Source organism: Sphingobium sp., assembly GCF_032153725.1.
In the GTDB taxonomy this organism is placed as follows: Bacteria; Pseudomonadota; Alphaproteobacteria; order Sphingomonadales; family Sphingomonadaceae; genus Sphingobium.
Genome location: NZ_JALDYQ010000016.1, coordinates 46,850 through 73,381, shown reverse-complemented (window position 1 = coordinate 73,381; position 26,532 = coordinate 46,850). Strand labels below are relative to the sequence as shown.

Here is a 26,532-nt window from a genome sequence, read left to right as displayed (position 1 = left end):
CCTCAACATCATCGCTCAATTGGCTGAACAGACCGCCGACGACTGAAGTGGGGGGAAGGGCCGCCCCCTGCCTCATCAAAGCGGACGAGACGCCCAATAGAGATGACAGGGAGGCATGTTGCGCCACTCGAAACCCGTCGTGACCCTGGCGAACCTTCGCGTGAGAAGAGGCGCCACGGTCTTGCGCATCTGATAGGCCAGAAACAGGCCATCGAACGCCAATGAGCGGCAGCTTGTCCGCATGAGCCGTTCCGCCCGGCCCGGCGGCAACGTCGAAAAGGGCAAGCCGGAAAGGATGCAGCCAACCCTGTCCAATCCATGATCGGCCATGATGTTCAGGATATTGTCGGCTGAACCGGCAACGGCGATCAGGCGTCGGTCATCGGTCCCCTTGCGCAGATGATCGATGAAGGCCGCGCTGGTATCAACGGCCAGAAGCCGCGCATGGCCGGGAAGGCGATCCAGCAGGGCGTGGGTGAATATGCCGGTGCCCGGACCGAATTCGACGACGCAATCCTGTCGGCTCCAGTCGACAGGCGCCAACATGCTGTCCACCAGGAAACGCGACGCCGGGAAGGCTGAACCGACGGCCAGGGGGTTCCTGAAAAACTCCCTGAAGGCGAGCGCCAGAAATTCCGGACCTCGGCCTTCACCCAGCCGGCCTTGCGCCGCCCTGTCTTCGAATGATGTCGCCACGATTGCTCCACTCTCCGATCTTCTGCTTATGCCGCCACGGCATGGTGGCAAAGCCTGTGGGGGAAACCACTGGGATCAGAGCCAAGTTCCTGAAAATCACCTCACATGAATCGAGACTCGCTCACAAAGCCGCAAAATGGGCTATGGCGAACAGCGTGAACAGGAAGCAGGAGATAAAGATGCGGCAGATCGATCCCATGACGGTTGCCCTCAGCTATTGGAGTCTGGGACTGGAAGCTGCCACGGTGATCAGCCTTCGCCTGCCGAAACTGCTGGCCGGCAATCCAGCCGCGGCGATCGAGGCACAGCGGATGGTCGTCGAGAAAATCGAAGCGGCAGCGGCATTGCAATGGAAAGCCATGACCGGCGCCCTGGGCACGACGCCGCTTTCGGTCATGCAGGCCTCGACCGCCCATTACCGAAAGGCCGTGGACAGGAACAGGCGGCGGTTGGCGCACCGATAAGGCGCGCTGCGTTAAATCTGACGGGGATCACGAGCGCCGCAGCAGCCACCAGAGCATGGCAGCCCAGAAGGACCAGCATTCGCAGTTGGACCGGTGTTGCAGGCCGCAATGATGAGGTTGCCCGGCATCTTTCGTTCGCGCGCGAGGTTCCGGCCGATCGCCAGCGGCCATTCCGGAGCGCCGCCCCAGCGGCAATGATCGCTTAAGCAGCATGGCGCCGACCCGATGCAAGGCGCTCATAAGCGGAAAAGAGCCTGTCGAAATGATCGTCCATGGTCATGACCGACGGCGCCATGATCGCGGCGCGGCGGCGCTGCCCGGCGGGTTCTTCCTTCACGAAATCGACAATGGCGGCGGCCAGGCCGTCGGCCTGCCCGGCGCGATAAAGCAGACCGCCACCGCTGCGCGCCTGATCCGATGCACCGCCTTCGTCCGGGACGATGACCGGCAGGCCGCTGGCGCGCGCTTCCGCCGCGACCATGCAGAAGGTTTCCGCCTCGCAGCCATGGACCAGCGCGTCGGCGCTGGCGAGCAGTTCGGCCAGCGCGGCCCGGTCATGCATCGGCGCCAGCAACTGGATATGCGGATTATTGGCGGCGGCACGGCGAACCCGCGCCCGTTCCCGTCCGTCGCCGACCAACACCAACCCCACCGGCGTGCTGAAGCCCGCGGAGGCGACGGCATCGATGACCATGGGCCAGCGCTTTTCCGGCGCATGACGGCCGACCGCCAACAACAATGTCGCATCGGGGCTCAGACCGCAGCGGTCCAGCAACCGCGCGCGCAGCCGCTCATTCCGCCGCGCCGGGCTGAAATGGCCGGGCTCGACGCCCATGGGCAGGGTCACGACGCGCCTCAGGCGTCCGGCCTCCAGCCGCTGCGTCAGGCTGTCGCTGGCGCTGACCACCAGATCGAAACTGTCGTCCAGACGCCGCAAATGACGCCAGAACCAGTCGAAGCCCCGGTCGATCGTCTCACGGCTCAACACCGGTCCGAACCAGCGATAGGCATAAGCGGACAAAGGGTCGGCATGCATGATGAGCGCGCGTGGCGCTCCTCCCCGCCAGCGGGCGACCATCGCGGCGCTGCCCCAGGGCGAGGACGCCTCCACCAGATCGGGTTGCAGCCGGTCGAGCATGGCGTGGAGCGACTGTTCATCGTCGAAATAGGAATAGCGCCGGTCCAGCGGGAAACGGCGGGCGGGCAGCATGACGATCTTGCCGCCGCCTGCCTCCACCACCCGGTCGCTGTCAGACGGGGCGAGGATGATGACCTCATGCCCCGCCTGCGCCCCGGCGCGCAGCTTGCGCTCCACATAGGTCTTCACCCCGCCGCCGCTGGGCGCATAGAAGGCGCAGACGTCAACGATGCGCATCAGCTTATTTCTCCGCTGGGCCGAAGGAGAACAGCCCCCGGCGATAATTGACGGTGATGGTGATATGCGTGGGGCCGCTGCCCACGGGCGCGCTGGCGACTGCGGCATGAGGCTTCGACCAGCCCAGCTTCGGGTTGCCCGCAAAGCCAATGCCGTCGATCGACAGCGAGAAGCGGCGGTTTGCGTCGCGGTCGTGCAGCAGGCTGAGCGCATAGATGCCCGGGCCGGGCGCGCGAATGCACAGTTGCACCGGGCCGGATGGCGGCACCGGTTCCTCGACGCGCCGGAACGGCTTGCCTGCGGCGATCAGGATATTGTCATCCGCCAGGAAATCCGTGTCGTTCGCGGGATAAAGCTCCAGCTTTAGCCGTCCCTTGCGGTCCTTGAGGCCCGCCACCTCCACCAGATAGGCTGCACCTCTTTCATCCGCGCGGCATTGCCCCTCGGCCTTGCCCAGCTCCGGGATGGAGGGGATCGCCACAGTGGCGAGGAAAATGGTCGCGATCATTGCGCCCGGCTTTCCCGCAGCAGGCCGGTGACGCCCAGCATCATGCCGACCAGAAGATGCGCGGCAAGGATCAGCGACGCCATCAGCGCCATGGCCGAGACGATCTCGCTGTCGCGCCCGATCAGGAAAGCGGCCATGCCGGCGAACACCACATCCTTGTTCGGCAGGAAGGGCAGGCGCGACACCAACTGCCGCAGCGTGCCGAGCAAGATCCACCAGCTCAGGGCAATGGCGGGCAACAGCATGTGCCACATCATCGCCGCCAGCATCGTCGTCGCGACGATGCGCAGCAAATGGATGGCCGCGACCCCCCACAACTCTTTGCGCGGCAATGTGAACAGCCGCTTGCGCAGCAGCATGGCGACCAGCGACGTCGCCAGCACGAACAGGATCGACCCGCCCACTTCCCATGTATTGAGCCGCGCATCGACCGCGCCCAGCAGCGGCACGGCAAAGGCCACCATCACCAATGTCACGCCATTGCCCACCAGCGCGGACAGGATCGTCACATCCTTGATCGCGCCAAAGGGCGCGGTGGTGATCTTCGCGCTGCGCCGCGCCCAGGCGTAGAAATAGACCTCCCCCAGATAGCCGAGCAGTATCTCATTGCTCACCAGCTTGCGCAGCAGCGCCGCGAAGCCTTCCGCCGGGATCGACCAGAGGCGACGGAAGATCACCCATTCGGACAGCGGGCCGGACAGATAATAAAGCGCGAAGGCACCCCAGAAGGCGATGCCGTCCGGCAACAAGGTCCAGAGGCTGGCCGGATCGATGCCGTGAAACTGGTGCAGCGCCACGATCAGGATCAGCACCGAAACCAGCGGCCCGGCCCAGCGAGTCCAGTTGCGGCCCGACTGGATCAGCGGCCGGGGATCGAGGACCGTCTGGTCGAGGACCGCCGGATCGAACGGCACGACGGGTGGAGGAAGGAAGCCGGTGGAACTGTTGCCGGTCATGACGGGCTCGTCATTGTTGACGGGATGGGATGACGCCGCAGCGCGCGGGCCGCCGCAGTCGGCCGCGAAGAAATCTTGCCGAAACTGTCGAGATAGGCATCGGACGCGACTTCCAGCGTGAAGCGACGCGCCTGGGCAAGGCTGGCCGGGCCATCCTGCGGCAAGGGCACCTCCATCAGGGCGGCGGCGAAGCCTTGCAGGTCGCCCACAGGGACAAGGCGGCCAAGCGCGCCGTCGGCCAGCAACCCTCCCATCGCCGCGCTGCACCGCGTGGCGATGACGGGAAGGCCGACGGCCAGCGCCTCCAGCACGGCGGCAGGCATGCCTTCATAATCGGAGGACAGCAGGAAAGCATCGGCCCGGCCGATCTCCAGTGCCGGGTCGGGCACATGACCCATGAAACGGACCCGATCGCCGATGCCAAGCCGCTGCACGCGTCGTTGCAACGCCCTGCGCTCGGGGCCGTCGCCAAAGACGAGCAGGCGATCGGCCGGTCCCGCCGCCTCGGCAAAGGCTTCAAGCATCAGCGGATAATTTTTCTGCCGCGCCAGACGGCCGATAGCGACGAACAGGCGTCCCTCGTCCCCTCCCCCCGCGCGGCGGACGGCGCGCAGCCGATCGATCTGCGCCAGCGACAAAGCAGGATCGGGAATGATGCTGATCGCCTGTTCCGCCGGGCGGACAAGCGCCGCGATTTCACGCTCCAGCCCCGGTGCGATGGCAACGAAATGATCGATGAACCAGCCCTGGACTCGCAACCAGAGCCGATAGGCCAAGCGTCCCGGCCAGGCCATGTCGCGTCGTTCCAGATCATTGCTGATCTTGGCCAGGATCGGCGGACAGGCGCGGCCCAGCAGCAGCTTCATCGCGACGGCGACCACGGCGTAGCTGTTGCCCGCGCAGAACAGAGCGTCGGGCCGCGACCGGCGGATGAAGGAAGGCAGCGTCGCGATCATCCAGAATGTTTCGAAGCCGGCGACGGAAAAGCGGGGCTGGCGGGGAATATGAGGATTGAGGCCCTCGCCCAGTTCCCCGCGCATCGCGCCGCTGGCACGCCCAAGGAACAACGGCGCGTCGACGCCCTGTTCCCGCCAGCAGCGGACCAGCCGCAATGCCACCCGCTCAACGCCGCCCGGCTCGAAACTGTGCAGGAAGGTGAGAACGCGCATATCAGCCCGCCAGCAGGTCGCCATAACGGGCAGGCCGGTGGGTGCGGCCCAGCCGCCGCAGCACGCGATCGATGCTGGCGAGCAGCGCGGGCACATGCGCGTCGCCCGGATGCACCGCGACCCGCGCGACCGGCGCATGGCGCAGCAGAGGCGGCAACAGGCGCGCCGCCAGCAGCGAAGATGCAATGCGCGCCCGGCTGCGGCTGGCCCAGGTGATGACCGGCCCGCGCGCCAGCACCCTGCCCGAAGGCGGATGCCAGACCTTCATATGGTCCTCCGCCAGCGCGAAGCCGCATTGCCCCAGCGCATCGAGCGCAGGCGCGCCATAGAGCCAGGCAGGCGCGATGAACCCCGCCACCGGCCGCCCCGTAATCTGTTCGATCAGATCGCGCCCGTCCTGCATGCGCCGGACCGCCGTTCCGCTGTCCAGCCCCAGAAATTCGCCTTCCCCCGCGGTCATGTGGCGCGCCTTGAATCGCGCCAGCGCATCGCGATGGACAGCCATGTCCCTGTGGAACCAGCCATGGACGAACATGCTGACCCCCGCCTCCGCCCATGCGCGCAGCCGCGCCGCGAAGGAGCAATCCGCCACCAGCGGATGCCGCCCCCAATGATCGGGCACCACCAGCATGGCCAGTTCGGCCGGCCCGACGTGATGGGCCACCCGGTCCAGCAACAGATCCACCTCCGTCTCGAAACGGGGGCCGACATCATGAATGGAAAAAAGAAGCCGCTTCATGACAGGTCCACGCCCCCCGAACGCCTGTACATTACGGGGCGCGCTATGATGGTCGGGGATGACGCCATTGTTACAAGCCTTGCCATGGACGCTCCTTCATTCCCGCCGTGGAGACGTCGCGGCCGGAAATGACCGCAGTTCCTTGCCGGATTATTTTTTCGACTTGCGACAACTGAGGCGACATTCGCGCGCCGCCGTCTTCCCAGCATCGCGGCAGGAGAAGAAGCGTGCGCATTTTCGGACATGCCCTGCGGACGACCGCCATCGCCGCGCTGATCGCGGCGGCTCCCTCGGCCGATACCCGCAGCCCGGCGTCTGTGACGGGCCCTGCCCGCTTCGGCGGCGAACTGTCGGTGATGACCTATAATGTCCATGGCGTGCCCTGGCCGGTGGCATGGGGACGTCCCACGGACCTTGCCCGCATCGCCGCCACGTTGCGGGGACTGCGCACGGCGGGACGCAATCCGCAGATCGTGCTGTTGCAGGAAGCCTTCACCAGCGACGCGCGGGCGATCGGGCGGGCGGCGGGCTATCGCTATATCGTCGACGGGCCGGGCGAATATGCCGCCAGCCCGCAGCCGCCCGGGCCCGGCGACGTCCGATTCGCGGCGGTGGCAAGCTGGTCCCATGGCGAGGGGATCGGCCCCTTCGTCGGCAGCGGCCTGCAACTGCTGTCGGACTTTCCGATCGTCGAGGCGCATGTCATGGCTTATCCCCGCTTCGCCTGCGCGGGGTTCGATTGCCTGGCGAACAAGGGCGCGGTGCTGGCACGGATCAGGCTGCCCGGCCAATCCGATCCGATCGATGTCGTCACCACGCATCTCAACAGCCGCCGCGCATCCGATGTGGCGGACGACCGGTCGAACCATGCCCATGGCCGTCAGCTCGAATGCCTCACCGCCTTCATCCGCCGCTATCATGATCCACGCAACGCGCTGATCGTGGCGGGCGATTTCAACGCCGGACAGACCGAGGCGCGCCGCGCCGACCTGATCGACCATGCGGCCAGGGACTGGAGCTTCGGCATTCCCATGAACAGCGCCTATGCGGCGGCGGAAGGGCTTCGCCTGCCGCTGTCCGCCGACGCGCGGCGATCGGAACGGGGTGGACGGGACTGGGAATTTTTCGCGCCCGGCCGGGACATCGATGTCGCGCTGCGCCGGATCGAGGTGCCCTTCGGTCACGCCGCCGACGGCAGCATGCTATCGGACCATGTCGGCTATGCCGCCGTCTTCGCGCTCACCAGGACCTAGTGAAACTCACCGTCCATTGCCGCGGCCGCAAAGGCGTATATTGCGCGCCCCTGCCGAGCGAAAAGGGATTGCCGAAGGCGAAGCTGTCTGCCCTGCAATCGAACAGATTGCTGCCTGAAAGGCGAATGCTCCACACCCCCTTGCGCAGCAGCAGATCGGCGTCGGCCAGCGCATAATCGCCCATGCGGCGATCCAGCCCCGGATCGAAGCTGAGCCGGGATGGGCTGAGATAGGCGAAACGTGCGCCGGCGGTCCCGCTCCATCCCCGAAACGCGAAGGATCGGCTCAATCCCAGCCGCGCCGTCCAGTCCGGAATGACGGGCAAGTGGCGATCCTCGATCTCGGCCCCATCGCTCGTCCTTGTCAGCAGCGCGCTTTGCGCCACCAGCCCGGCAGTGACGGCCCAGCCATGCGCCGTCCAGTCCACCGACAGTTCCGCCCCATGAATGCGCGCGTCACCGACATTGCGGGTGCCGATCAGCCCGTTGGACAGCAGATAATCCGATTGCATATGTGACCATGTCGTCAGGAATGCATCGGCATTGATCGTCAGCCGCGCCGAGGCGCCATGGCGCCAGCCCGCTTCGAAGGTCTGCAATTCGTCCGATTCAAAACGCTCCGCCGATCCCGCGCTGGTCTGCGACAGGCCGCCCGGACGCAGCGCCCCGGCATAGCGCAGATAGAGGAAATCGCTGCCCCCCGCCTGCCAGGACAAGGCAAGCGAAGGGGTAAAGCCGCTGCGCGACACCGAAACCTCCACCCGCGCCCTTTTCGTGCCCCGTTCCTCCTCGATCCGCGAATGGAACAGGCGACCGCCGGCGCTCAGGGACAGCGCATCGGACAACGGCACGCGGATATCGCCGAAGGCCGAGAGTTCCAGCACCCCCTGTATCCCCGTCGCCACCGTCACATCCGTGGTGCCCCGGATCACGCCCGACAGGTGGTTGCGCACATCCATGAAGGACAGGCCCGCCAGCCATGACAGGCCGTTGCCCTCGCTCCGGGACAGGCGGACTTCCTGGTCGAACAGGCGGTTTTTGCGCTGCTCAACATAAAGCGCCGGAGCCGGAACGCCAAAGGCGGATGCGGACAGCGCGCTCGCATCCAGCGTGCTGGATACGTCATGATCCACCCAGTTTCCGGCATAGACGAGATCGGCATCCCCCAGTTTTCCCGCGATCCGCAGAGATGCCATGGCGAAATCATTATCATGCGGTTCGACCGGTTGCGCGGGCCGTTCCAGCCGGTGCCGGGCATAGACATATTGGCTGTCCGCGACATCCTGCATCTGGACGATGCCGTTCAGATCGATGGTCCAGTCGTCCGGCAACGCGCGCAGGGCCAGGCGAAACCCGCTCACCTCCCCCCGGTTCGCATCGCCCCGCCCGGCGGTGTCGATCCAGCCCGGCTCGCGCGCCGCATAGGCGACCCCGCGCACCGCCAGCCGGTCCGCGACGATCGGCAGATTGACCATCGCCTCCGCGCTGCCGCCGATCTCGCCATGCGTGGCTACGGAGCCGCCGATGCCCGCCATGGCGGAAAAAGCACCGGCATCGGGCGGGCGGGTCACGATATGATAGACCCCGCCCAATGTGCCCGTGCCGTAAAGCGACCCCTGCGGTCCCTTGAGCAGTTCCACCCGCTCGACATCGACCAGGCGCAGATCAGGATCGGGCGCATTATAGGCGGCACGGGCATCGTTGACGAGAATGGCGACAGTCGACTGGCTGTTGCCGTTGAATGGGCTGTCGGCCACGCCCCGGATGAATTCGCGGTTGCGCCCCGGCCCCAGATTGGTCAGCGTCAGGCCGTCGAGCCGCCAGGCCACATCAGCGGTTCCCGGCAGCAGCGTGCCGCTCCGTTCGCCCGGTGCCTGCGCGACGGCGATGGAAACAGGCAGGCGGGCCAGCGCCTCTTCCCGCTTGGTGCCGGTGACGATGATGTCCACCGTTCCGCCGGGGCGCGGCAGGGGGGCCCGCTCGACCACAGGCCGAGGCGCGGACCGTCCCGCCCGCACCAGACGAAAGGTCGTGGCGGACAGGCGCTGCGCCTTCAGCCCCGTACCTTTCAGAATCTGCGCCAGCGCCTGCTCCGCCGTGAGCCTGCCGTTGACCGGGCGGGTTCTGAAGTCCGGCAAGCGCCCCTCGAAGCCGACCGAGACGCCGGTTTGCCGCGATAATTCTGCCAGCGCCGCAGGCAGCGGCGCGGCTTCGATGCTGATCTGCCGGACCTGCGCCCGGACGCTAGCCGGTGCCGCCAGCGCGCAGCAGGACAGCGCCACCCTGATAGGAAGTCCGAAGGCCCATGAGCTGCGCCACTTCACCGACAAGACCCGATCCATCCCCCACGATCAACACACCGGAAAAATGCCTGTCAGCGACGTCGGCTCCGGCCCTGACAGGCGTTCCTGCATAGCGGCTGATGTCCGACGCGACCAGAGAGAGCGGCACGCCTTCATAGACCAGCCGTCCCTGTTGCCAGCTGCCGATGGCGTTTGGCGTTACGGCACTGATTTCGCCCTGATGCGCCGCCCGGTCGATCACCATCTGCCGCCCGGCCGACAAGCGAACCGCTTCGCTCTTGCCCGTCGGCCTGACCGCGACCGCGCCTTCGGCGACGGCGATCCGCATCGTCCGGGCGTCGGCCAATATGTCGAAGCGCGTGCCGATGTCGCTGATTTCCTGTCCGCCCGCCCGGATCATCATTGTCCGGCCGGGACGGTGTGGAATGTCGAATGTCGCGCTGCCCTCCAGCGTCAACCGGTCCTGTCCTTCGCCCTCCACCCGCAAATGGCTGGACGCGGCCAGCGCGATCCGGGAGCCGTCCTTCAGCGCGATGGCGCGGCTCTGCCCCGTGCCGGTACGATACTCCAGCACCGGCAAAGCGGGCGACCGCAAAGCAGGAATGGCGATCGCCAGCGCCATTGCCGCCGCAATCCCGCCACCGGCCCAGCGAGTCCAGCGGCGGCGCGGCACCGCCTGGTTTTCCGCTGAGAGAAGCACCACCGGCGCGCCCTCCACCGGCGGCAACAGCGCGGCCAGTGCCGGGCGATGCGCGACGATCCGGGCGTCCAGCAGGGCGATCTCATCAAAGGCGGCGCGATGCGCGGGATCAGCCTCCAGCCACAGCGTGAAGCCGTCCCAGTCGAAATCCGCATCGTCCTGCGCGCGGTGCCAGGCGATCGCCTGATCGATGATCGTTTCCGTCATGGTCCCGTCCCGTCGCGGCATGTCCTCCCGGTTTTGCCGCTTTGCCTCCCCTGTGACGCCGGCATCAGCGCGACGCCTCAGTCATCGCGGAGCGCGCGGCGCAAATATTTCATGGCGACCGCCATATGCTTCTCCACGCCGCTCTTGCTGATGCCAAGGCGCTCGGCAACTTCGCCATGGGGCAAGCCCTCGACCTTATGCAACTGGAAAGCGCGCCGCGCGCCCGGCGGGAGATTGGCGATGGCGGAGGCAAGCCGCGCCACCTCCTCCCGCGCGGTCATCTGTTCCAGCGCATCGGCGCGCGGATCGACGGGATCGGCATGCCGCAAATCGCTGCCGGATGCCATCTCCATCCACGCCCGATCGCGTATTTCGCGCCGTTTCTTCTCGCGCAGCCGGTCAAGCACCAGATTCTGCGCGACGCGATAGAGATAGGCGCGGGGATTGGCGACGGGACCGCTGTTGCCCTCCCCGATCCGCAGCCACATATCGTGCAGCACATCTTCCGCTTCGGCCGCATTGCCCGTCCGCGCGACCAGAAACCGCAGCAACTCGCCGCGAAGCGCGTGATAGACAGTTTCCAGCCCGCCTTCCATAGCCCGCGCCCTTCCGATCCCGGCACCTTCATTCTCCCAACCGGCGGTCTTTGCAATTTAATTGCCTGTAATGTTGCGGACAGGGTTGGCCTATAACCGGTCGCGCATCGTTCGGGTGACGTCCTCCAGGAAATCGGCTGCCGCCCGAACGCGCGGCAGCCGTTGCAGGTCGGCATGCATGACCAGCCAATAGCTGCGCCACACCTCCATCGACTCGGGGAAAAGCTGGACCAGCCGATCGTCATCCGCCGCCGCGAAGACATGCAGCACGCCCAGCCCCATGCCCGCCGCCACCGCCGCATGCTGCGCCGCGCTGGAACTGGCCCGGAAGACGATCGTCGCGCCGGGCAGGAGTTGATCGAGCGCGATCATCTCCGCAAATCCGGCCAGTTCCTCGATATAGGAAACGAAGACATGGCGGCTGAGGTCGGCGCGCGTCGCCGGCTCCCCCTGCCGCTCCAGATAGGTTTTGGACGCATAGAGTCCCAGGCGATAGTCGACCAGCTTGCGCGTCACGAAGCGGCCTTTGGGAGGCGGTTTCAGCATCACGGCAATCTCCGCCTCCCGCCGGGAAAGGCTGGCCACCTTGCTTTCGGAGGCGAGTTCCAGCGTCAGGCGCGGGTGCCGCTGCCGCAAATCGGCCACGCGCGGCGCGATCAAATGGCTGGCAAAGGCCTCCGGCGTCGCCAGCCGCACCGTCCCCTCCACCTCCCGGTCGCGCCCGGCGACGCTGCTCATCGCGGCGAGCAATTCGCTTTCGATCCGTTCGGCATGGGCAACCAGCGCGAAGGCGGCGGGCGTCGGCGTAACCCCGCGCGGGCTGCGATCGAACAGCCGCGCGCCCAGCGTCCCCTCCATATTGGTCAGGCGCCGGGCGACCGTGCTATGGTCGACGCCGACCCGGCGTGCGGCGGCCAGCATATTGCCTTCCCGCATCACGGCCAGGAACAGGCGCAGTTCGTCGGAATTGAGCATAGGCAAATCTGCACAACCAATGTGTCTTGATATCTGTATATCTGCAAAGCCGATCCGTCTATATCAAAGCCGTTCAAAGTCTGGAGAGGACCCGGAAAATGCGCAACATCACCCATTTCATTCACGGCGAGTCCGCCCCGCTGGCCGGCGCGCGCCTGTCCGACGTGCTCAATCCCGCGACCGGCGCGGTGCAGGCGCAGGTCGAACTCGCGACTGCCGCCCATCTCCAGAAGGCGATCGATTCCGCCCTTGCCGCCCAGCCCGCATGGGCCGCGACCAACCCGCAGCGCCGCGCCCGCGTGATGTTCCGCTTCAAGGAACTGATCGAGCAGAACATGGACGAACTCGCCGTCCTGCTCTCCTCCGAACATGGCAAGGTGGTCGCGGATGCCAAGGGCGATATCCAGCGCGGTCTGGAAGTAGTGGAATTCGCCTGCGGCATCCCCCATCTGCTGAAGGGCGAATACACGCAGGGCGCGGGCCCGGGCATCGACGTCTATTCGATGCGCCAGCCGCTCGGCATCGCGGCGGGCATCACGCCGTTCAACTTCCCGGCGATGATCCCGTTGTGGATGTTCTCGATGGCGATCGCCTGCGGCAACGCCTTCATCCTGAAGCCTTCGGAGCGTGACCCGTCGGTGCCCGTCCGTCTCGCTGAACTGGCGATCGAAGCGGGCCTGCCTGCCGGCATCCTGAACGTCATCCATGGCGACAAGGAAATGGTCGACGCCATTCTCGACCATCCCGATATCAAGGCGGTCAGCTTCGTCGGCTCCTCCGACATCGCCAATTATGTCTATGCCCGCGGCGCCCAGAACGGCAAGCGCGTGCAGGCCATGGGCGGCGCCAAGAATCACGGCATCATCCTGCCCGACGCCGACATGGATCAGGCGGTGGCGGATATCGTCGGCGCGGCCTATGGCTCGGCGGGCGAGCGCTGCATGGCGCTGCCGGTGGTGGTGCCGGTCGGCGAAGGCACCGCCGACGCCCTCCGCGCCAAGCTGGTCAGCGCGATCGAAACGCTGCGTCCCGGCATCCCGACCGATCCCGATGCGCAATATGGCCCGCTCGTCACCGGCGTGCACAAGGCCCGCGTGGAAAGCTATATCCAGATGGCCGCCGATGAAGGCGCGGAAATCGTCGTCGACGGGCGCGGTTTCTCGCTCCAGGGCTATGAGGAGGGCTTCTATCTGGCCCCGACGCTGATCGACCGGGTGACGCCGCAGATGAAGAGCTATCAGGACGAGATTTTCGGCCCGGTGCTCCAGATCCTGCGCGCCCAGACCTTCGAGGAAGCGCTCAGCTATCCCTCGAAGCATCAGTATGGGAACGGCGTCGCCATCTTCACCCGCAACGGCGATTATGCCCGCAAGTTCGCCGCCGATGTCGAAGTCGGCATGGTCGGCATCAACGTGCCGATCCCGGTGCCGGTCGCCTATCACAGCTTCGGCGGCTGGAAGCGTTCGGGCTTCGGCGACCTCGATCAATATGGCCTGGACGGCGTCCGCTTCTACACCCGCACCAAGAAGATCACCCAGCGCTGGCCTTCGGGCGGCGCCGTGATCGACCAGAGCTTCGTCATCCCGACAATGAAATAAGGGAGGGTCACTCCCCAAAAGGCCAGGTTTCCGGAACGCCGCGATGGTGTTCCGGGCCTAGCGGCGTCACCGCCTCGCTCTGGTCGAACCAGACAAAGGCGTCGAACTGCTCGGGCAGAACCGCCTGGCTGTAATGGCTCTGAAGCTCCGTCTCCGGCCGGTAAATGACGCCGATGAAGCGTTCGAGCCGCGGATCGCTCAGCTTCTGGCGGAGTTCGGCATGCCTGTCCGGCGCCATGTCCAACAGGAAGCGCGCGACGCCGCTGTCATGGAATTGCCGCTCATAGCTGTCGTGGCGGGAGGGGATGATCCGCTTCACTTCCATATCCCCGTCCCAGTCGGTTGCCGCCGCCACCGTCCCGCCATGGGTGCCAAAACCGATCAGCGCAGCCTGCCGCCCGAATTTTTCCCGGCATAGCTGGCCGATATTCAGTTCATCGCGGGCCGCGCCCATGTCGGTATGGCGCGCATCCCCGATATGGCTGTTATGCGCCCAGACGATTGCCCTGGACTCCGGCCCACGGGCATCCAGCAGCTGGTCGAGCGTCTCGAACATATGATTGTCGCGCAGATTCCAGCTCTGCGCGCCACCATAATACATGATTCGATAATAGCGCTCCGCAGAAGCGATCAGCCGCGCATTCTGCACCGCGTCCAGAAAGGCGTCATTGTCCTGCACCGCATGGTCGAGCCGGCTTTGCAGCAGCGCCCGACATTGTTCGACCACTGCTTTCTCGCAATTGGCATAGCCGCGCGAGATCGCCATCCGGCCATAGCCCGCCGGATTGGTCTGCCACGGGGTCAGGCAGGCATAACGCTCCCGCGCGATCGCCGCCGCCTCCGGATCGACGCGATCGAGATAATCGAGTACCGCGCCGATCGAACCGGACATATTATAGATATCCAGGCCGTAAAGTCCGGCGCGCTGCGTCTCCTTCCTGCCGCCATTATAGTCGTGCATCCAGCCGATCAGCGCGGCGAAATCGGTATTGCGCCACATCCACGTCGGAAAGCGCTGGAACGGAGGCTCTTCCCCTTCCCGCTTCGGGCGATGACGGACATGACGGTCGACCACAGCCGCATCGGGCCAATCGGCCTCTATCGCGACGATATTGAAGCCGTGATGCTGGATCAGATGCCGCGTGATGGCCGCCCGGGCACGATAAAATTCGCTGGTGCCGTGGGATGCCTCGCCCAGCAACACGATGCGCCGGTCCGCGAAACGATCAAACAGACGACCGAAAGCGGGATCATCGAAATCCGGCAGGGGCTCGGCCGCCTCGGCTATCATCTCGGCCAGAGACAAGGCCGCAGCCGCTTCGGGACCGCTTTCCTCCTGCCAGCCTTGCTCCCCGATCAGCGGAACGAACATCACCGCGCCCAGATCATGCTCGCTGAAGCGATCTTCGCTTTCGCGCGTCACCTTGCAGAGCTTCTGGCTGCCCGGCTGGCCCACCGGGACGATCAGATGCCCGCCGACAACCAGTTGCCGCCGCAGAGCATCGGGAATGACAGGCGCGCCTGCGGCAACCAGTATCGCGTCGAAGGGCGCCTCATCCGGCAGCCCGCGCGACCCGTCCCCAATGCGAATATCGACATTGGCATAGCCCAGCGCCGCCATCCGCCCCGTTGCCAGCCTGCCCAGCGCCGCATGCCGCTCTATGGCGATGACTTTCCCCGCAATCTGGCCTATCAGCGCGGCGGCATAACCCGATCCGCCTCCCACCTCCATCACCAGATCGCCCGGCTCTATCTCCGCCGCTTCCAGCATGGCCGCGACGATATAGGGCTGGGAAATGGTCTGCTCCTCCTCAATCGGCAGAGCGGCATCCTCATAGGCGAACTCCTCCAGCCCCTCCCGCACGAAACGCTCGCGGGGAACGACGCGCATCGCGGCCAGCACGCGCGCATCGCCGATGCCGCGGCGAACAATCTGGCGGTCCACCATCCGGTTTCTCAGCCGCTGAAAATTGGTCATGGCGCAGTTCCGTTACAACCACTTGCATTAACGTCCGAAAGGCTAGCGTTGTTTCACTCTTTCCTTGCCCTGGCGGAACGGAGCGCACGCTTGTCCGTTCCCCATGCGATGACCAGCCATCCCGCCACTTTCGATCCCCCACCGGACGCGGCGGAATTTTACGCGGAAAGCCTGCGACATCTGGTCGAATCCGCCATCCCCTTCATGCTGTCGGGCACTTACGCGCTGGGATGCCATACCGGCATCGTGCGCCCGACCAAGGATCTGGACGTCTTCTGCAAGCCGGGCGACGCGCCCCGCATTCTCGCTTATTTCAAGGCGCTAGGCCATCGGGTGGAGTTCGAGGATGAACGCTGGATCGGCAAGGTCTGGCGCGACGATCATTTTTTCGACGTGATCTACAATATTTCCTCGGCCAGCCTGCCGGTGACGGAGGAATGGTTCCGCGATGTCTCCCACGCCGAAGTCTATGGAATAACGGTGCGGGTTACGCCGCCGACCGAATTCATCCTGTCGAAGGTCTTCATCCAGGACCGCTACCGCTATGACGGCGCCGATGTCGCGCATATCATCCTGCGCCAACATGAGCGCATCGACTGGCAGCGGCTGCTGGATGCGATGGAGTTGCATTGGGAAGTTCTGCTGATCCATCTGCTCAACTTCCGCTTCATCTATCCAACCGAGCGCCACTGCATCCCGCTCTGGCTGTTCGAGGAATTGCTGGGCCGGCTGCAAACCCGCGCTGAGCTGCCGATCCCCAATCTGCGCGTCTGCCGCGGGCGGCTGCTGTCGCCGCGCGACTATCTGATCGACATCACCGACTGGGGCTTTGCCGACGTGGTCGGCAAGGGGCTGGAGGAAAGCCATGACCGCAACCAGTGAGCCGCGTCCGCAGGACAGCCTGATCCTGGCGGCGATCGGTGATCTGCATGTCACGGACAACTCCGAACATCGCTATCGCGCAATGTTCGAGGAGATTTCCCGCGATGCCGACATATTGGCGCTGTGCGGCGACCTCACCAATTTCGGCAAGACGCGTGAGGCGGAAATATTGGCCGAGGACCTGCACAGTTGCACCATCCCCACCGTCGCGGTTCTGGGCAATCACGATCATGAATGCGGCCAGCCCGAGGCGGTCGCGCAGATATTGCGCGGGGCTGGCGTCACCGTGCTGGACGATCAGGCGATCGAGATCAGGGGCGTGGGCTTTGCCGGCGTCAAAGGGTTCGTGGGCGGTTTCGGCCGGGGCGAGTTGGGCGCATTCGGGGAAAGCGCGATCAAGGGCTTTGTCGAGGAATCGATCAACGAAGCACGCAAACTGGAAAATGCGCTCCGCTCCCTGCGCACGGATCGGGCCGTGGCGGTGCTTCACTATGCCCCCGTCGTCGACACGGTGCAGGGCGAACCGCCGGAAATCTTTCCCTTTCTCGGCTCCTCCCGTCTGGCCGAAGCGATGGACCGGTTCGACAATGTCCGCTTCGCCGTTCATGGCCATGCGCACAGGGGCGCTTTCGAAGGCAAGACGCCGCGCGGCATCCCGGTCTATAATTGCGCGCAGTTCGTGCTGTCGGAACGGTTTGACCGGCCCTATGCCCTGATCGCGATCTGACCGATCGCAATATAGGTGGCTCCATCGATCAATCCGCTGTAAGGGTCGCTCGTGCGACGGCTCATCCTCCTCCTTTCGATCTGTCTTCTTGCCTCACTCGGCATGGCGCCGGTGGCGCATGCGGCGGAGCCCATGACCTGTATCGAACTGGCGGATGATAACGGGTTGCATTCCAGCGACGATGGCGATCAGGTGCCGGCCGACGGCGAAAAGGGCTATCCCCATCATCATGGCGGTTGCCATGGCCACCATGTCGCGCCGCCGCTCGCCATGACCGGAGCGTGGCCCGAACGCGGGGTTGCCGACCGACACTGGCGCGCAGCCGCCGCGAAGCTGGCGGCCTCCTGCGGCTATCCAGCGCTCAGACCACCCATCGCCTGACAGAGCCATAAACCGCCCGCCGCCGTGAAGCGCCGGGTCATCCATGACTCATGTTCAGGATTCGCATATATGATCCGAACGCTTGCAGCCTTGCTGGCTGCCGCGTCCTGCATCCCCATGGCGCAGGCGCGGGAACCGGTCACGACAGTGGCCGATACGACACTTACACTCGATGATGCTGTCATCGCGGCAGGGGGAAGCGCCCCCGCCGCCCAAGCCGCTCAGGCCGGGATCGACGCGGCGCGGGCGGCCCGCACGGTCGCCGGGCTTCGGCCCAATCCCGCAATCCAAGCGCAGGTCGAAAATGTCGCGGGGTCCGGTCCCTATGGCGGCTTCGACAGCGCGGAATCAACGGTCAGCCTGGCCATGCCGATCGAACTGGGCCGAAAACGATCCGCCCGCATAGCCGTGGCCGACGCGCAGGCCAGCCGCGCGCTGCTGACCGCCGCCATCGCCCAGGCGGATATCCGCCTTCAGGTCACGCAGCTCTATGTCGAGGCCGTCGCAGCCGAGCGACGCCTTGGCACCGCGCGTGACCAGGCCCGCATCGCGGCCGACGCCGCCCATGCCGCGATGATCCGCGTTCAGGCCGGGCGCGCCTCCCCGATCGAGCAGCAGCGCGCCGATGTCGCTCGCATCAATGCCGATGCGGCGGTCGAACGGGCATCCCGGCTGACCGACGCCGCCCGCGCCAATCTGATGCGGCGGGTCGGCCGTTCGGGGCCGCTCGACCTCGGCTGGCTCGACCGCCTGCCCGGACAAGGTCCCGAGGTGCCCGCCAGCGCGGCAGGCACCCTCGCTTTGGTCGCCGCCGATGCCGATCTGGCGATCGCCGATGCGGGCGTAGGGCTCGCCCGATCACAGCGCGTGCCGGATCTGGAAGTCGGCCCCGGCGTCCGGCGCCTGTCCCAGACTGGCGACACCGCCCTGGTCTTCAGCCTGTCCATGCCGATCCCGCTCTTCAATTCGGGGCGGGCCGCTGTGGCGCAAGCCCACGCCCAGCGCGCCCAGGCAGATGCGCAGAAGCGCCTGACCGCGCTCGATATCGAGCAGGCCATCACCGATGCGCAGGCGGAAGCCGCCAATGCCGCCATTACGGCCCGCGCCACCGCCGGTCCTGCCCTCGCCGCCGCGCAGGAAGCGGCCCGCATCGCCCGCATCGGCTATCGCGAGGGCAAATTCGGCCAGCTCGACCTGCTCGATGCCGAGCGCACCCTGGCGGACACCCGCATCGCCGCGATCGATGCGCTGGCCGCCTATCACAATGCCCGCGCGCAGCTGGAGCGCCTGACGACGCCCGCGCCGCAACAGGGGAATTGATCCATGACGTTCAGACATTTCACGCCCACCCTCCTCCTGCTCCTTGCCGCCTGTGGCAGCGGTGGCGAACCCTCGCATGAAACCGCGCAGGAGGAGCATGACGGCGAGGCGGGCCATGCCGAAGAGGGCAAGATCAAGCTGACCGCCGACCAGATCGCCGCCGCCGGCATCCGGATCGAGCGCCCGATGATCGGCGGCTCCGGCACCATCGACCTGCCCGCGAGCATCGAGGGCGATCCGCAGGGCACACAGGTCGTATCCGCCGCCATCGGTGGGCGCGTCGTGGCGCTGACCCGCAATCTCGGGCAATCGATCGGGCATGGCCAGACGCTGGCAGTCATCGAAAGCCGCGAGGCGGCGTCCCTGAACGCCGAAGTGAACGCCGCCAGCGCCCGGCTTTCGCTGGCCAATGCCAATCTGGCCCGCGAACAGCGCCTCTTCGCCCAACGCGTCTCGCCCGAGCAGGACCTGATCGCCGCCCGCACTGCCGCGACAGAAGCGCGCATCGCCTTGCGCCTTGCGCAACAACAGGTTTCGGCTGCCGGGGCCAGAGGCGGAAGCCTCAACCGCATCGCCATCACCGCGCCCATCTCCGGTCAGGTGATCGCGCGCAGCGTGGTGTTGGGACAGACCGTCGCCGCCGATGCGGAACTGTTCCGTGTCGCCAATCTGTCGAGCGTCTCGCTGTCGCTCAACCTTCAGCCGCAGGATGCCGGGCGGGTGCGCCCCGGCGCGGCCGTGACCGTGAAAGCGCCAGGACGGGAGGCCCACGCCAAAGTCGGCTTCGTATCGCCCGCGCTTGATCCCGCCACCCGGCTTGTCCCTGTCATAGCAACCCTTCCCAATAATGACGGGCAATGGCGCGTCGGGGAACCTGTGACCGCCTCCATCGCCCTGTCGGACAGCGGCGGCGACGGCGCGATCCGCCTCCCCTCCACCGCCATCCAGACCTATGAAGGCCAATCCGTCGTTTTTGCGCGTACGCAAACCGGCTTTCAGGCCATGCCCGTGACGCTGGGCGAAAACACCAGCGGCAGCGTGATCATCCGGTCCGGGCTCAAGGGTACGGAGGAGATCGCCACCACCAACAGCTTCACGCTCAAGGCCGAACTCGGCAAGGGCGAAGCCACGCACGAGGATCATTGAGCCGATGATCGCCCCTATCGTCACCTGGGCGGTGCACAAGCGCCGGCTCGTCCTGCTGCTGACCGCCATTGCCGCCATCATCGGCGCCGCCGCCCTGTACCGCCTGCCCATCGATGCGGTGCCGGACATCACCAACAATCAGGTCCAGATCAACCTGCGCGCGCCCGCATTATCCCCGGATCTGGTGGAAAAACAGGTCGCTTTTCCCATCGAAACCGCGCTGGCCGGGATTCCGGGCCTGGAATATAGCCGGTCGCTGAGCCGCAACGGCTTTGCGCAGGTCACGGCGGTCTTTACCGATTCCACCGACATCTATTTCGCCCGCCAGCAGGTGGGCGAACGGCTGGCGGGAGTCGCGGAGAATCTGCCCGAAGGCGTGACCCCCGAAATGGGTCCGATCGCCACCGGTCTGGGCGAAGTCTATATGTGGACCGTCCGGCTGGAGCATCGCAAGGACGACAAGCACCAGCCCGGCGAACCCGGCATGCAACCGGATGGCAGCTATATCACGCCGGAGGGCGAGCGGCTGATCAACGACACCGACAAGTCGACCTATTTGCGCACCGCGCAGGACTGGATCGTCGCACCGCTGCTGAAGAACACCCCGGGCCTTGCAGGCGTCGATTCCATCGGCGGCTATGCCAAGCAGCATCTGGTCATTCCCGATATCCAGCGGCTCGCCGCCATGGGCCTTTCGCTGACCGACCTCGCCACCGCGCTGGAACGCAACAACAGCAGCGTTGGCGGCGGCTTCGTCAACCGCAATGGCGAAGGGCTGGCGGTGCGTTCCGACGCGCTGGTCCGCAATGCCAGCGAACTGTCGCAGATCGTCGTCGCGACTCGAGAAGGCGTGCCGATCACCCTGGGACAGGTCGCCACCGTCCGCACAGGTCAGGCGATCCGCATGGGATCGGCTTCGGAAAATGGCACGGAGGTCGTCGTCGGCACCGCGATCATGCGGATCGGGGAGAATAGCCGCACTGTCGCCACCGCCGTCGCCCAGCGTCTGGAGGAAATCAACGCTTCCCTGCCGCCCGACGTGATCGTGCAGCCGGTGCTGGACCGCACGGCGCTGGTCAACGCGACGATCAGGACCGTCGCGAAGAATCTGGGCGAAGGCGCGTTGCTCGTCATCGTCGTGCTGTTCGCGCTGCTGGGCAATTTCCGCGCGGCGCTGATCGCGGCGATGGTCATTCCCGTCACCATGATGCTGACCGGCTTCGGCATGCTGCATGCGGGCGTGTCCGCCAATCTCATGAGTCTGGGCGCGCTCGATTTCGGCCTGATCGTCGACGGCGCGGTCATCATCGTGGAAAATGCCCTGCGCCGCATGGCCGAACAGCAGCATCGGAAAGGACGCCTGCTAACGGTCGAAGAGCGGCTAGACACCGTCGCCGCCGCCGCGCGCGAGATGATCAAGCCTTCCGTCTATGGTCAGGCGATCATCATCCTCGTCTATGTGCCGCTGCTCACCCTGACCGGGGTGGAGGGCAAGAGCTTCGTGCCAATGGCCTTCACCGTCATCATCGCGCTCGCCTGCGCCTTCATCCTGTCGCTGACCTTCGTGCCCGCCGCGATCGCGCTGTGGCTGTCGAAACGGATCGAGGAAAAGGAAGGGCGGATCATGGGCTGGCTGAAGGCCCGCTATGAACCCGGCCTTGACCGGGCGATGCGGCGACCCTCGCTCACCCTGGGCGCGGGCGTGGGCGCCTTCGGCGTGGCAGCGATCGCCTTCATGGCGCTGGGGCAGGTGTTCCTGCCGCAGCTGGATGAGGGCGACCTGATGATTCAGGCGCTGCGCATCCCGGCGACGTCGGTGCAGCAAAGCCAGGCCATGCAGGTGCCGATCGAACGGATGGTGGCGCGCCAGCCGGAGGTGAAGTTCGCCTTTTCCAAGACGGGCACGGCGGAACTCGCATCCGATCCGATGCCGCCCAACGCCACCGACATGTTCGTCATCCTCAAGGATCGGAGCGAATGGCCCGACCCCCGCCTGAGCAAGGAGGCGCTGATCGAGCGGATCGAAGGGGAACTCGCGAAATTACCCGGCAATGCCTATGAGATCACCCAGCCGATCCAGATGCGCTTCAACGAGCTGATCGCGGGCGTGCGCGGAGACGTGGCGGTGAAGATATTCGGCGACGACTTCACCGCCATGAACGCCACGGCAGAGAAAATCGCGGCGGTCCTGCGCAAAACGCCGGGCGCGGCGGATGTGAAGGTCGAACAGACGGCCGGGCTGCCGATGCTTGACATCCGCGTCAACCGCGACGCCATGGCGCGGCTGGGCGTCACGGCGCAGGATGTGCAGGACACGATCACCGCGACAATCGGCGGGCGGCAGGCCGGGATGATCTTCGAAGGCGACCGGCGCTTTCCCGTGGTCATCCGCCTGTCCGATGTCCAGCGGGCGGACTTCGCCCTGTTGAGTCAGGTCCAGCTGCCCACGCCCGGCGGGCAGTTCGTGCCGCTCGCCAGCGTCGCGGACCTGCGCATCGTCGACGGACCCAATCAGATCAGCCGCGAAAATGGCAAGCGCCGCGTCGTGGTGCAGGCCAATGTGCGCGGCCGGGATGTCGGCAGCGTTGTCGCGGACGCGCAGGAGGCGATTGCGAAGGAGGTGCGCCTGCCCCCCGGCAGCTACCTCGAATGGGGCGGACAGTTCGAAAATCTGGCCTCGGCGCGGGAACGGCTTCAACTGGTGATCCCGGCCTGCTTCGTGCTGATCCTGCTGCTGCTTTACGGCGCGTTGGGGTCGGTTCGGGACGCCGCGATCGTCTTCACCGGCGTGCCGCTGGCGCTGGTGGGCGGGGTTCTGGCGCTGTTCCTGCGGGGCATGGACTTTTCCATTTCCGCGGCGGTCGGCTTCATCGCGCTGTCGGGCATAGCGGTGCTGAACGGGCTGGTCATGGTTTCCTCGATCCAGGACCTCCTGCGCGGCGGCATGGACGCGGCGCAGGCCGCCCGCACCGGGGCGATCCAGCGGCTTCGGCCGGTGGTGATGACCGCGCTGGTCGCCAGCCTCGGCTTCGTGCCGATGGCGTTGGGGACGGGAGCCGGGGCGGAAGTGCAGAAACCGCTTGCGACAGTGGTGATCGGCGGACTTATCTCCGCGACGCTGCTCACCCTGTTCGTTTTGCCCACATTATACGCGCGCTTCGGCGCGCGTATGACGGCCGCTTCCGATCCGCTCGCCCAGGGCGCCTGAACCAGAAGGTCCAGACCGCCAGCGTGCCCAGCAGCGTCATCGCCAGTCCCGACAGGGTCATGACCAGCCTGAACGGCAGGCCCCCCACCTTCGCGGCGTGGAGCGGGTAGAGCAGGTTGTACGCCCACACCGTCGGCGGCAGCGCGGCCGCGTCGCGCGCCGCCACCAGCGCGCCGCTGTCCGCCGCGAACCAAAGCGTGGTGCGGCCATTGGGCAGCCATTCCTGCGGCCGCCGCATCCGGACCGTGATCAGCCCGCTATTCTTGCGCGGCAGGGTCAGGCTGCGCAGCTCCGCATCGGGAAAGCGGGCTTGCGCCATCACGATCATCCCCGCCCAATCCAGCCGTCCGGCCAGTTTCGCGTCGCGGGGCGGCGGCGGTGCCAAAGCCCGATCGATCCGGGCGGGCGCGCCCGGTCCGAACAACAGCGCCGTCATCGGCCGGAACACCAGCACAGCCCCCGTCACCAGCGACAACAACAGCAGCGGCGCGACGATCACGCCCAGATCGCGATGGTGGCGCACGATCGCGGGGCGGCTCATCCGCGCGGGCAGCAGCCGCCATTCGAAGGTCCGGCGCGTCCGCCACCACAGGACAAGACCGGTCAGGACGAAGAACAGGCCGCACAGCGCGGCGACCCCAATCACCCATTCGCCCGCATCTCCTGCGAAGAGATGGTGGTGCAGGTCGAACAGCCACAATTCAGGCCGCTCCCACTGGCTGTTCCATTGCATCACCATGGCGCCGTGCTGATCGGCATAAGCGCCCCGGCCGCCTTCGAACATCAGCCGCAACAGCCCGAAATCATCGGACGCATAGCTGATCGATTGAGGTCGCGCGGCGGGATCGGCCATCAGGCGCTGCGTCGCCTCCGCCAGCTGGCGGACATCCGCCACCCGTGGATCGCCGGCGTGGGGCGCGAGCGTCCAGGCATTCCTGTGCACCAGCAGCGCGCCGCTCAGGCCCAGAATGGCCAGCAGCAGCCCAATCAAGCCGCCGGTCCAGCGATGCAGCGCGTCGATCAGTTTCACTAGAATCGATAATCCCAGGACAAGGTGAAATTGCGTCCACGCCCCGCGAAATAATGGGCATTGTCGTTGGGCCGGACGGTCTGGCTGTAATAGTCGATATAAAATGTGTCGAAGATATTCTGCGCCGCCAGGGTCAGCGCCCCGAAACGGGTCTGGTAACGCAGCGACAGGTCGGTCACGTCATAACCGTCGAAACGATAAAGCGGCGGATAGGCGCCCGGCGTCCGCTCGAACTGGCGCGACAGGAAGAATTGCGTCTGGATGCGCGCCGACAACGGCCCGCGCGCATAGCTGGCCGCGACGTTCAGCCGGTCGGGCGAAATATTGGCGCCGTCCAGATCGCGGTCGACCTTGTCGATGCCATCGTCCGATCCATCAGTGCGGCCGATCAGATGGGCATAGCCGGTGGACAGCGTCAGCCCCGGCAACGGCGTCCTGGCCGACAGGTTCAGTTCCAGGCCCTGAATCTCGACCCGCTGGCGCTGAACCTCGAACACGCCGCCGCTCTGGACCAGCAGCGATCCGTTCTTGCTGGTCGACCAGAAATAGGCGGCACTGGCGTCGATCGGGCCGCGCTTCAGCTCGACGCCGATTTCGCGGTTGTTCGAGACGATCGGGCTGATGTTCACATAATCGTCGATATCGACTCCCGCGGTGCTGACGGCGCGGGCGATGCGGCCGACATCGGGCACGGTATAGCCTTCCGCATAGCTGGCATAGGCGCGGATGCCGGTCCAGGGTTCCAGGATCACGCCACCGTTGACCAGCGTGTCGCTGAAGGTCGGCGTGCCCCCGGCCACGTCAACGCCGCCGCCATAGGTCCAGAGCGTCCGGTAATCGTCGATCCGGATGCGCACATCCTCGTGACGCAGGCCGCCCGCGAAGCGAAGCTTCTTGTCGAACAACGCCAGGTTGAACTGAGCGAAGGGGGCAAGGCTGCGATAGTCCGTCGGCGGCACCCAGCTGCGGCCCGTGGCGATCAATCGCTGCTCCGTGCGGTCGTAGAGCGCGTCGAAGCCGATCGTGGCGGTCAACGCCTCGAACCCCGGCATGGCGCGTTCATAGCTGATCTTGCCGCCATATTTGCGGCTGCGATTCTGCGACTGGTCGAACAGCCTGCCCACCGGCGCGATCGACGGGTCCTGGAAGCTCGCGATCGGCGCGATCTCCCCGCCATAAGTGTCGCGGGAACGGTTGAAGAAGAGCTGGGCGATTAAATTGCCGCCCCGCAAATCGCTGTCGGTCAGGGTCAGCGCCGCGCTTTCGGTACGATTGGTGGCCGGAACGCCCGGCGGCGTGCCGCGCACCGATATCGTCGGCCGGTCGATGCGATAATCGCCGTTGGCCGCGATATAATCCCCCTCTCCCTTCAGCTGGAAGCGACTCATGGTCAGGTCCAGCCGCGCGCTGTCGCTCAGCGCATAGCCGAAGCGGCCGAACAGCGACCAGCTGCGGCTGTCCTGCGTCTCTCCCTGGGTCAGGTCGGTGCCGACGCGATTCCCGCGGCCGTCGTAAAAGGCGCCGCGCTTCTCATAAGCCGCGCCGACCATCGCATCCCAGCGCCCGTCGCGCCAGCCGATCAGTCCCGCGACCTTGCCGCCGATGCCGTCGCCGCGAAAGCCGGTGTCGCCATTGCCCTGCGCCAGCACCCGGCCCGACAGGCCGTCCTTTCCAGGCGGCGCGACCGTCACCTGATTGACGATGCCGCCCGTGCCGCCAATGCCCTGCAACGCGTTGGAGCCGTAGATCAGCTCCACCCGGTCAATGAAGAAGGGATCGATGGTGAAGCCGTCGCGCGCGCCGTCACGCAGCGGCGCGGTCTGGGGAATGCCGTTGATCGCATAGAGTGGCGAACGGCCACGCAACGTCTCGCCCGCGCCGGACAGCTTCTGCCGCGTGGGAGAGAAGGAGGGGGTCAACGCCGATACCGCGTCGACGATCGATCCGCCGATCGCCACCTGCTGGCCCAGTGTTTCCTGATCGATGACGTCGATAGTCAGCGGCAGGGCATTGGCGGGCAATATGGTACGCGCGGCGGTCACGACGATATTGCCGGCGTCCCCGGCGGCGGGTTCCGATTGGGCCAAGGCGGGCACGTCGAAAAGCGCAAGCGCCGTGGATGCGAGCAGGATGGATGAGCGGATGTGCATTGATTTCCCCAATAAGCTGCCCGCCCGCTAACGAAACAGTGAGGATGTTGCAAGTCATTAGCAGTATAAATCGCTACTCTTTCGCGCATCGTCCGGATCGCGATTTATCCATCGAATGTCGGGTCTTGCGTTCGGATCGATATGGGACGAACATCCCCCGTCCAAGCGACCG

22 protein-coding genes are annotated in these 26,532 nt (G+C 65.9%); 9 read left to right on the top strand and 13 right to left on the bottom strand.

Annotated elements, in window-relative coordinates; genetic code table 11:
• Positions 1 to 75 precede the first annotated feature (75 nt).
• Entirely contained in the window at positions 76 to 696 is a 621-nt protein-coding gene (locus RUH75_RS07760) for a methyltransferase domain-containing protein (protein ID WP_313803977.1), read from the bottom strand.
• A gap of 179 nt (positions 697 to 875) precedes the next feature.
• On the opposite strand from RUH75_RS07760, the gene RUH75_RS07755 reads away from it, so the two are divergent.
• Positions 876 to 1,160, top strand: a complete 285-nt coding sequence (locus RUH75_RS07755) for a hypothetical protein (protein ID WP_313803974.1) — start codon at positions 876 to 878, stop codon at positions 1,158 to 1,160.
• 202 nt (positions 1,161 to 1,362) lie between these two features.
• Here RUH75_RS07755 and RUH75_RS07750 read toward each other — a convergent pair whose 3' ends face one another.
• From RUH75_RS07750 to RUH75_RS07730, 5 genes are read right to left on the bottom strand one after another with little or no spacing between them, the layout of a single operon-like run.
• Complete coding sequence (locus RUH75_RS07750; RefSeq protein ID WP_313803971.1) at positions 1,363 to 2,535, bottom strand: glycosyltransferase; 1,173 nt, start codon at positions 2,533 to 2,535, stop codon at positions 1,363 to 1,365.
• 4 nt (positions 2,536 to 2,539) lie between these two features.
• Positions 2,540 to 3,043 (bottom strand): DUF2141 domain-containing protein, encoded by a 504-nt coding sequence (locus RUH75_RS07745; protein WP_313803968.1) that lies wholly within the window; start codon positions 3,041 to 3,043, stop codon positions 2,540 to 2,542.
• Complete coding sequence (locus RUH75_RS07740) at positions 3,040 to 3,999, bottom strand: hypothetical protein (RefSeq protein WP_313803965.1); 960 nt, start codon at positions 3,997 to 3,999, stop codon at positions 3,040 to 3,042. The genes RUH75_RS07745 and RUH75_RS07740 overlap by 4 nt, the downstream gene beginning before the upstream one ends.
• Entirely contained in the window at positions 3,996 to 5,168 is a 1,173-nt protein-coding gene (locus RUH75_RS07735) for a glycosyltransferase (RefSeq protein ID WP_313803962.1), read from the bottom strand. Before RUH75_RS07735 ends, RUH75_RS07740 begins: the two co-directional genes overlap by 4 nt.
• Position 5,169: 1 nt before the next feature.
• The gene (locus tag RUH75_RS07730) at positions 5,170 to 5,907 is read right to left on the bottom strand and encodes a DUF2334 domain-containing protein (protein ID WP_313803959.1); all 738 of its coding nucleotides are present in this window, start codon (positions 5,905 to 5,907) and stop codon (positions 5,170 to 5,172) included.
• A gap of 227 nt (positions 5,908 to 6,134) precedes the next feature.
• On the opposite strand from RUH75_RS07730, the gene RUH75_RS07725 reads away from it, so the two are divergent.
• Positions 6,135 to 7,160 carry an endonuclease/exonuclease/phosphatase family protein gene (locus RUH75_RS07725; protein ID WP_313803956.1) on the top strand — a complete coding sequence of 342 codons (1,026 nt, stop codon included), beginning with the start codon at positions 6,135 to 6,137 and terminating at the stop codon, positions 7,158 to 7,160.
• On the opposite strand, the gene RUH75_RS07720 is transcribed toward RUH75_RS07725, so the two are convergent.
• The 4 genes from RUH75_RS07720 to RUH75_RS07705 all read right to left on the bottom strand — a co-directional run bounded on the left by RUH75_RS07720 (position 7,147) and on the right by RUH75_RS07705 (position 11,940).
• Positions 7,147 to 9,441 (bottom strand): TonB-dependent receptor, encoded by a 2,295-nt coding sequence (locus RUH75_RS07720; protein ID WP_313803953.1) that lies wholly within the window; start codon positions 9,439 to 9,441, stop codon positions 7,147 to 7,149. The two genes, RUH75_RS07725 and RUH75_RS07720, sit on opposite strands and share 14 nt — an antisense overlap.
• Positions 9,404 to 10,369, bottom strand: a complete 966-nt coding sequence (locus RUH75_RS07715) for a FecR family protein (RefSeq protein WP_313803950.1) — start codon at positions 10,367 to 10,369, stop codon at positions 9,404 to 9,406. The genes RUH75_RS07720 and RUH75_RS07715 overlap by 38 nt, the downstream gene beginning before the upstream one ends.
• Before the next feature lie 77 nt (positions 10,370 to 10,446).
• Positions 10,447 to 10,965 (bottom strand): sigma-70 family RNA polymerase sigma factor, encoded by a 519-nt coding sequence (locus RUH75_RS07710; protein WP_409592335.1) that lies wholly within the window; start codon positions 10,963 to 10,965, stop codon positions 10,447 to 10,449.
• 90 nt (positions 10,966 to 11,055) lie between these two features.
• Complete coding sequence (locus tag RUH75_RS07705; protein WP_313803947.1) at positions 11,056 to 11,940, bottom strand: LysR family transcriptional regulator; 885 nt, start codon at positions 11,938 to 11,940, stop codon at positions 11,056 to 11,058.
• Between the two features lie 98 nt (positions 11,941 to 12,038).
• On the opposite strand from RUH75_RS07705, the gene RUH75_RS07700 reads away from it, so the two are divergent.
• A complete protein-coding gene (locus RUH75_RS07700; protein ID WP_313803944.1) occupies positions 12,039 to 13,538 on the top strand; it encodes a CoA-acylating methylmalonate-semialdehyde dehydrogenase in 1,500 nt (499 codons plus the stop codon).
• Positions 13,539 to 13,545: 7 nt separating this feature from the next.
• On the opposite strand, the gene RUH75_RS07695 is transcribed toward RUH75_RS07700, so the two are convergent.
• Positions 13,546 to 15,516 carry a protein-L-isoaspartate(D-aspartate) O-methyltransferase gene (locus tag RUH75_RS07695; protein ID WP_313803941.1) on the bottom strand — a complete coding sequence of 657 codons (1,971 nt, stop codon included), beginning with the start codon at positions 15,514 to 15,516 and terminating at the stop codon, positions 13,546 to 13,548.
• 90 nt (positions 15,517 to 15,606) lie between these two features.
• On the opposite strand from RUH75_RS07695, the gene RUH75_RS07690 reads away from it, so the two are divergent.
• From RUH75_RS07690 to RUH75_RS07665, 6 genes are all read left to right on the top strand, one after another.
• A complete protein-coding gene (locus RUH75_RS07690) occupies positions 15,607 to 16,398 on the top strand; it encodes a hypothetical protein (protein WP_313803938.1) in 792 nt (263 codons plus the stop codon).
• On the top strand, positions 16,382 to 17,125 hold the full coding sequence (locus tag RUH75_RS07685; RefSeq protein WP_313803936.1) for a metallophosphoesterase: 744 nt from the start codon (positions 16,382 to 16,384) through the stop codon (positions 17,123 to 17,125). The genes RUH75_RS07690 and RUH75_RS07685 overlap by 17 nt, the downstream gene beginning before the upstream one ends.
• A 51-nt stretch (positions 17,126 to 17,176) precedes the next feature.
• The gene (locus tag RUH75_RS07680) at positions 17,177 to 17,506 is read left to right on the top strand and encodes a hypothetical protein (protein ID WP_313803933.1); all 330 of its coding nucleotides are present in this window, start codon (positions 17,177 to 17,179) and stop codon (positions 17,504 to 17,506) included.
• A 69-nt stretch (positions 17,507 to 17,575) separates the two neighbouring features.
• Positions 17,576 to 18,826 (top strand): TolC family protein, encoded by a 1,251-nt coding sequence (locus RUH75_RS07675; protein ID WP_313803930.1) that lies wholly within the window; start codon positions 17,576 to 17,578, stop codon positions 18,824 to 18,826.
• A 3-nt stretch (positions 18,827 to 18,829) separates the two neighbouring features.
• Entirely contained in the window at positions 18,830 to 19,972 is a 1,143-nt protein-coding gene (locus tag RUH75_RS07670) for an efflux RND transporter periplasmic adaptor subunit (RefSeq protein WP_313803927.1), read from the top strand.
• A gap of 4 nt (positions 19,973 to 19,976) precedes the next feature.
• On the top strand, positions 19,977 to 23,180 hold the full coding sequence (locus RUH75_RS07665; protein ID WP_313803924.1) for a CusA/CzcA family heavy metal efflux RND transporter: 3,204 nt from the start codon (positions 19,977 to 19,979) through the stop codon (positions 23,178 to 23,180).
• On the opposite strand, the gene RUH75_RS07660 is transcribed toward RUH75_RS07665, so the two are convergent.
• On the bottom strand, positions 23,095 to 24,210 hold the full coding sequence (locus tag RUH75_RS07660) for a PepSY-associated TM helix domain-containing protein (protein WP_313803921.1): 1,116 nt from the start codon (positions 24,208 to 24,210) through the stop codon (positions 23,095 to 23,097). The two genes, RUH75_RS07665 and RUH75_RS07660, sit on opposite strands and share 86 nt — an antisense overlap.
• On the bottom strand, positions 24,210 to 26,360 hold the full coding sequence (locus RUH75_RS07655) for a TonB-dependent receptor (RefSeq protein WP_313803918.1): 2,151 nt from the start codon (positions 26,358 to 26,360) through the stop codon (positions 24,210 to 24,212). The genes RUH75_RS07660 and RUH75_RS07655 overlap by 1 nt, the downstream gene beginning before the upstream one ends.
• Positions 26,361 to 26,532: the final 172 nt, after the last annotated feature.

Excerpts from the sequence above, each read along its gene's own strand:
- RUH75_RS07755 (WP_313803974.1), top strand. The coding sequence starts at position 876 with ATGCGGCAGATCGATCCCATGACGGTTGCCCTCAGCTATTGGAGTCTG.
- RUH75_RS07750 (WP_313803971.1), bottom strand. The coding sequence starts at position 2,535 with ATGCGCATCGTTGACGTCTGCGCCTTCTATGCGCCCAGCGGCGGCGGG.
- RUH75_RS07745 (WP_313803968.1), bottom strand. The coding sequence starts at position 3,043 with ATGATCGCGACCATTTTCCTCGCCACTGTGGCGATCCCCTCCATCCCG.
- RUH75_RS07740 (WP_313803965.1), bottom strand. The coding sequence starts at position 3,999 with ATGACCGGCAACAGTTCCACCGGCTTCCTTCCTCCACCCGTCGTGCCG.
- RUH75_RS07735 (WP_313803962.1), bottom strand. The coding sequence starts at position 5,168 with ATGCGCGTTCTCACCTTCCTGCACAGTTTCGAGCCGGGCGGCGTTGAG.
- RUH75_RS07730 (WP_313803959.1), bottom strand. The coding sequence starts at position 5,907 with ATGAAGCGGCTTCTTTTTTCCATTCATGATGTCGGCCCCCGTTTCGAG.
- RUH75_RS07715 (WP_313803950.1), bottom strand. The coding sequence starts at position 10,369 with ATGACGGAAACGATCATCGATCAGGCGATCGCCTGGCACCGCGCGCAG.
- RUH75_RS07710 (WP_409592335.1), bottom strand. The coding sequence starts at position 10,965 with ATGGAAGGCGGGCTGGAAACTGTCTATCACGCGCTTCGCGGCGAGTTG.
- RUH75_RS07705 (WP_313803947.1), bottom strand. The coding sequence starts at position 11,940 with ATGCTCAATTCCGACGAACTGCGCCTGTTCCTGGCCGTGATGCGGGAA.
- RUH75_RS07700 (WP_313803944.1), top strand. The coding sequence starts at position 12,039 with ATGCGCAACATCACCCATTTCATTCACGGCGAGTCCGCCCCGCTGGCC.
- RUH75_RS07695 (WP_313803941.1), bottom strand. The coding sequence starts at position 15,516 with ATGACCAATTTTCAGCGGCTGAGAAACCGGATGGTGGACCGCCAGATT.
- RUH75_RS07685 (WP_313803936.1), top strand. The coding sequence starts at position 16,382 with ATGACCGCAACCAGTGAGCCGCGTCCGCAGGACAGCCTGATCCTGGCG.
- RUH75_RS07675 (WP_313803930.1), top strand. The coding sequence starts at position 17,576 with ATGATCCGAACGCTTGCAGCCTTGCTGGCTGCCGCGTCCTGCATCCCC.
- RUH75_RS07670 (WP_313803927.1), top strand. The coding sequence starts at position 18,830 with ATGACGTTCAGACATTTCACGCCCACCCTCCTCCTGCTCCTTGCCGCC.
- RUH75_RS07665 (WP_313803924.1), top strand. The coding sequence starts at position 19,977 with ATGATCGCCCCTATCGTCACCTGGGCGGTGCACAAGCGCCGGCTCGTC.
- RUH75_RS07655 (WP_313803918.1), bottom strand. The coding sequence starts at position 26,360 with ATGCACATCCGCTCATCCATCCTGCTCGCATCCACGGCGCTTGCGCTT.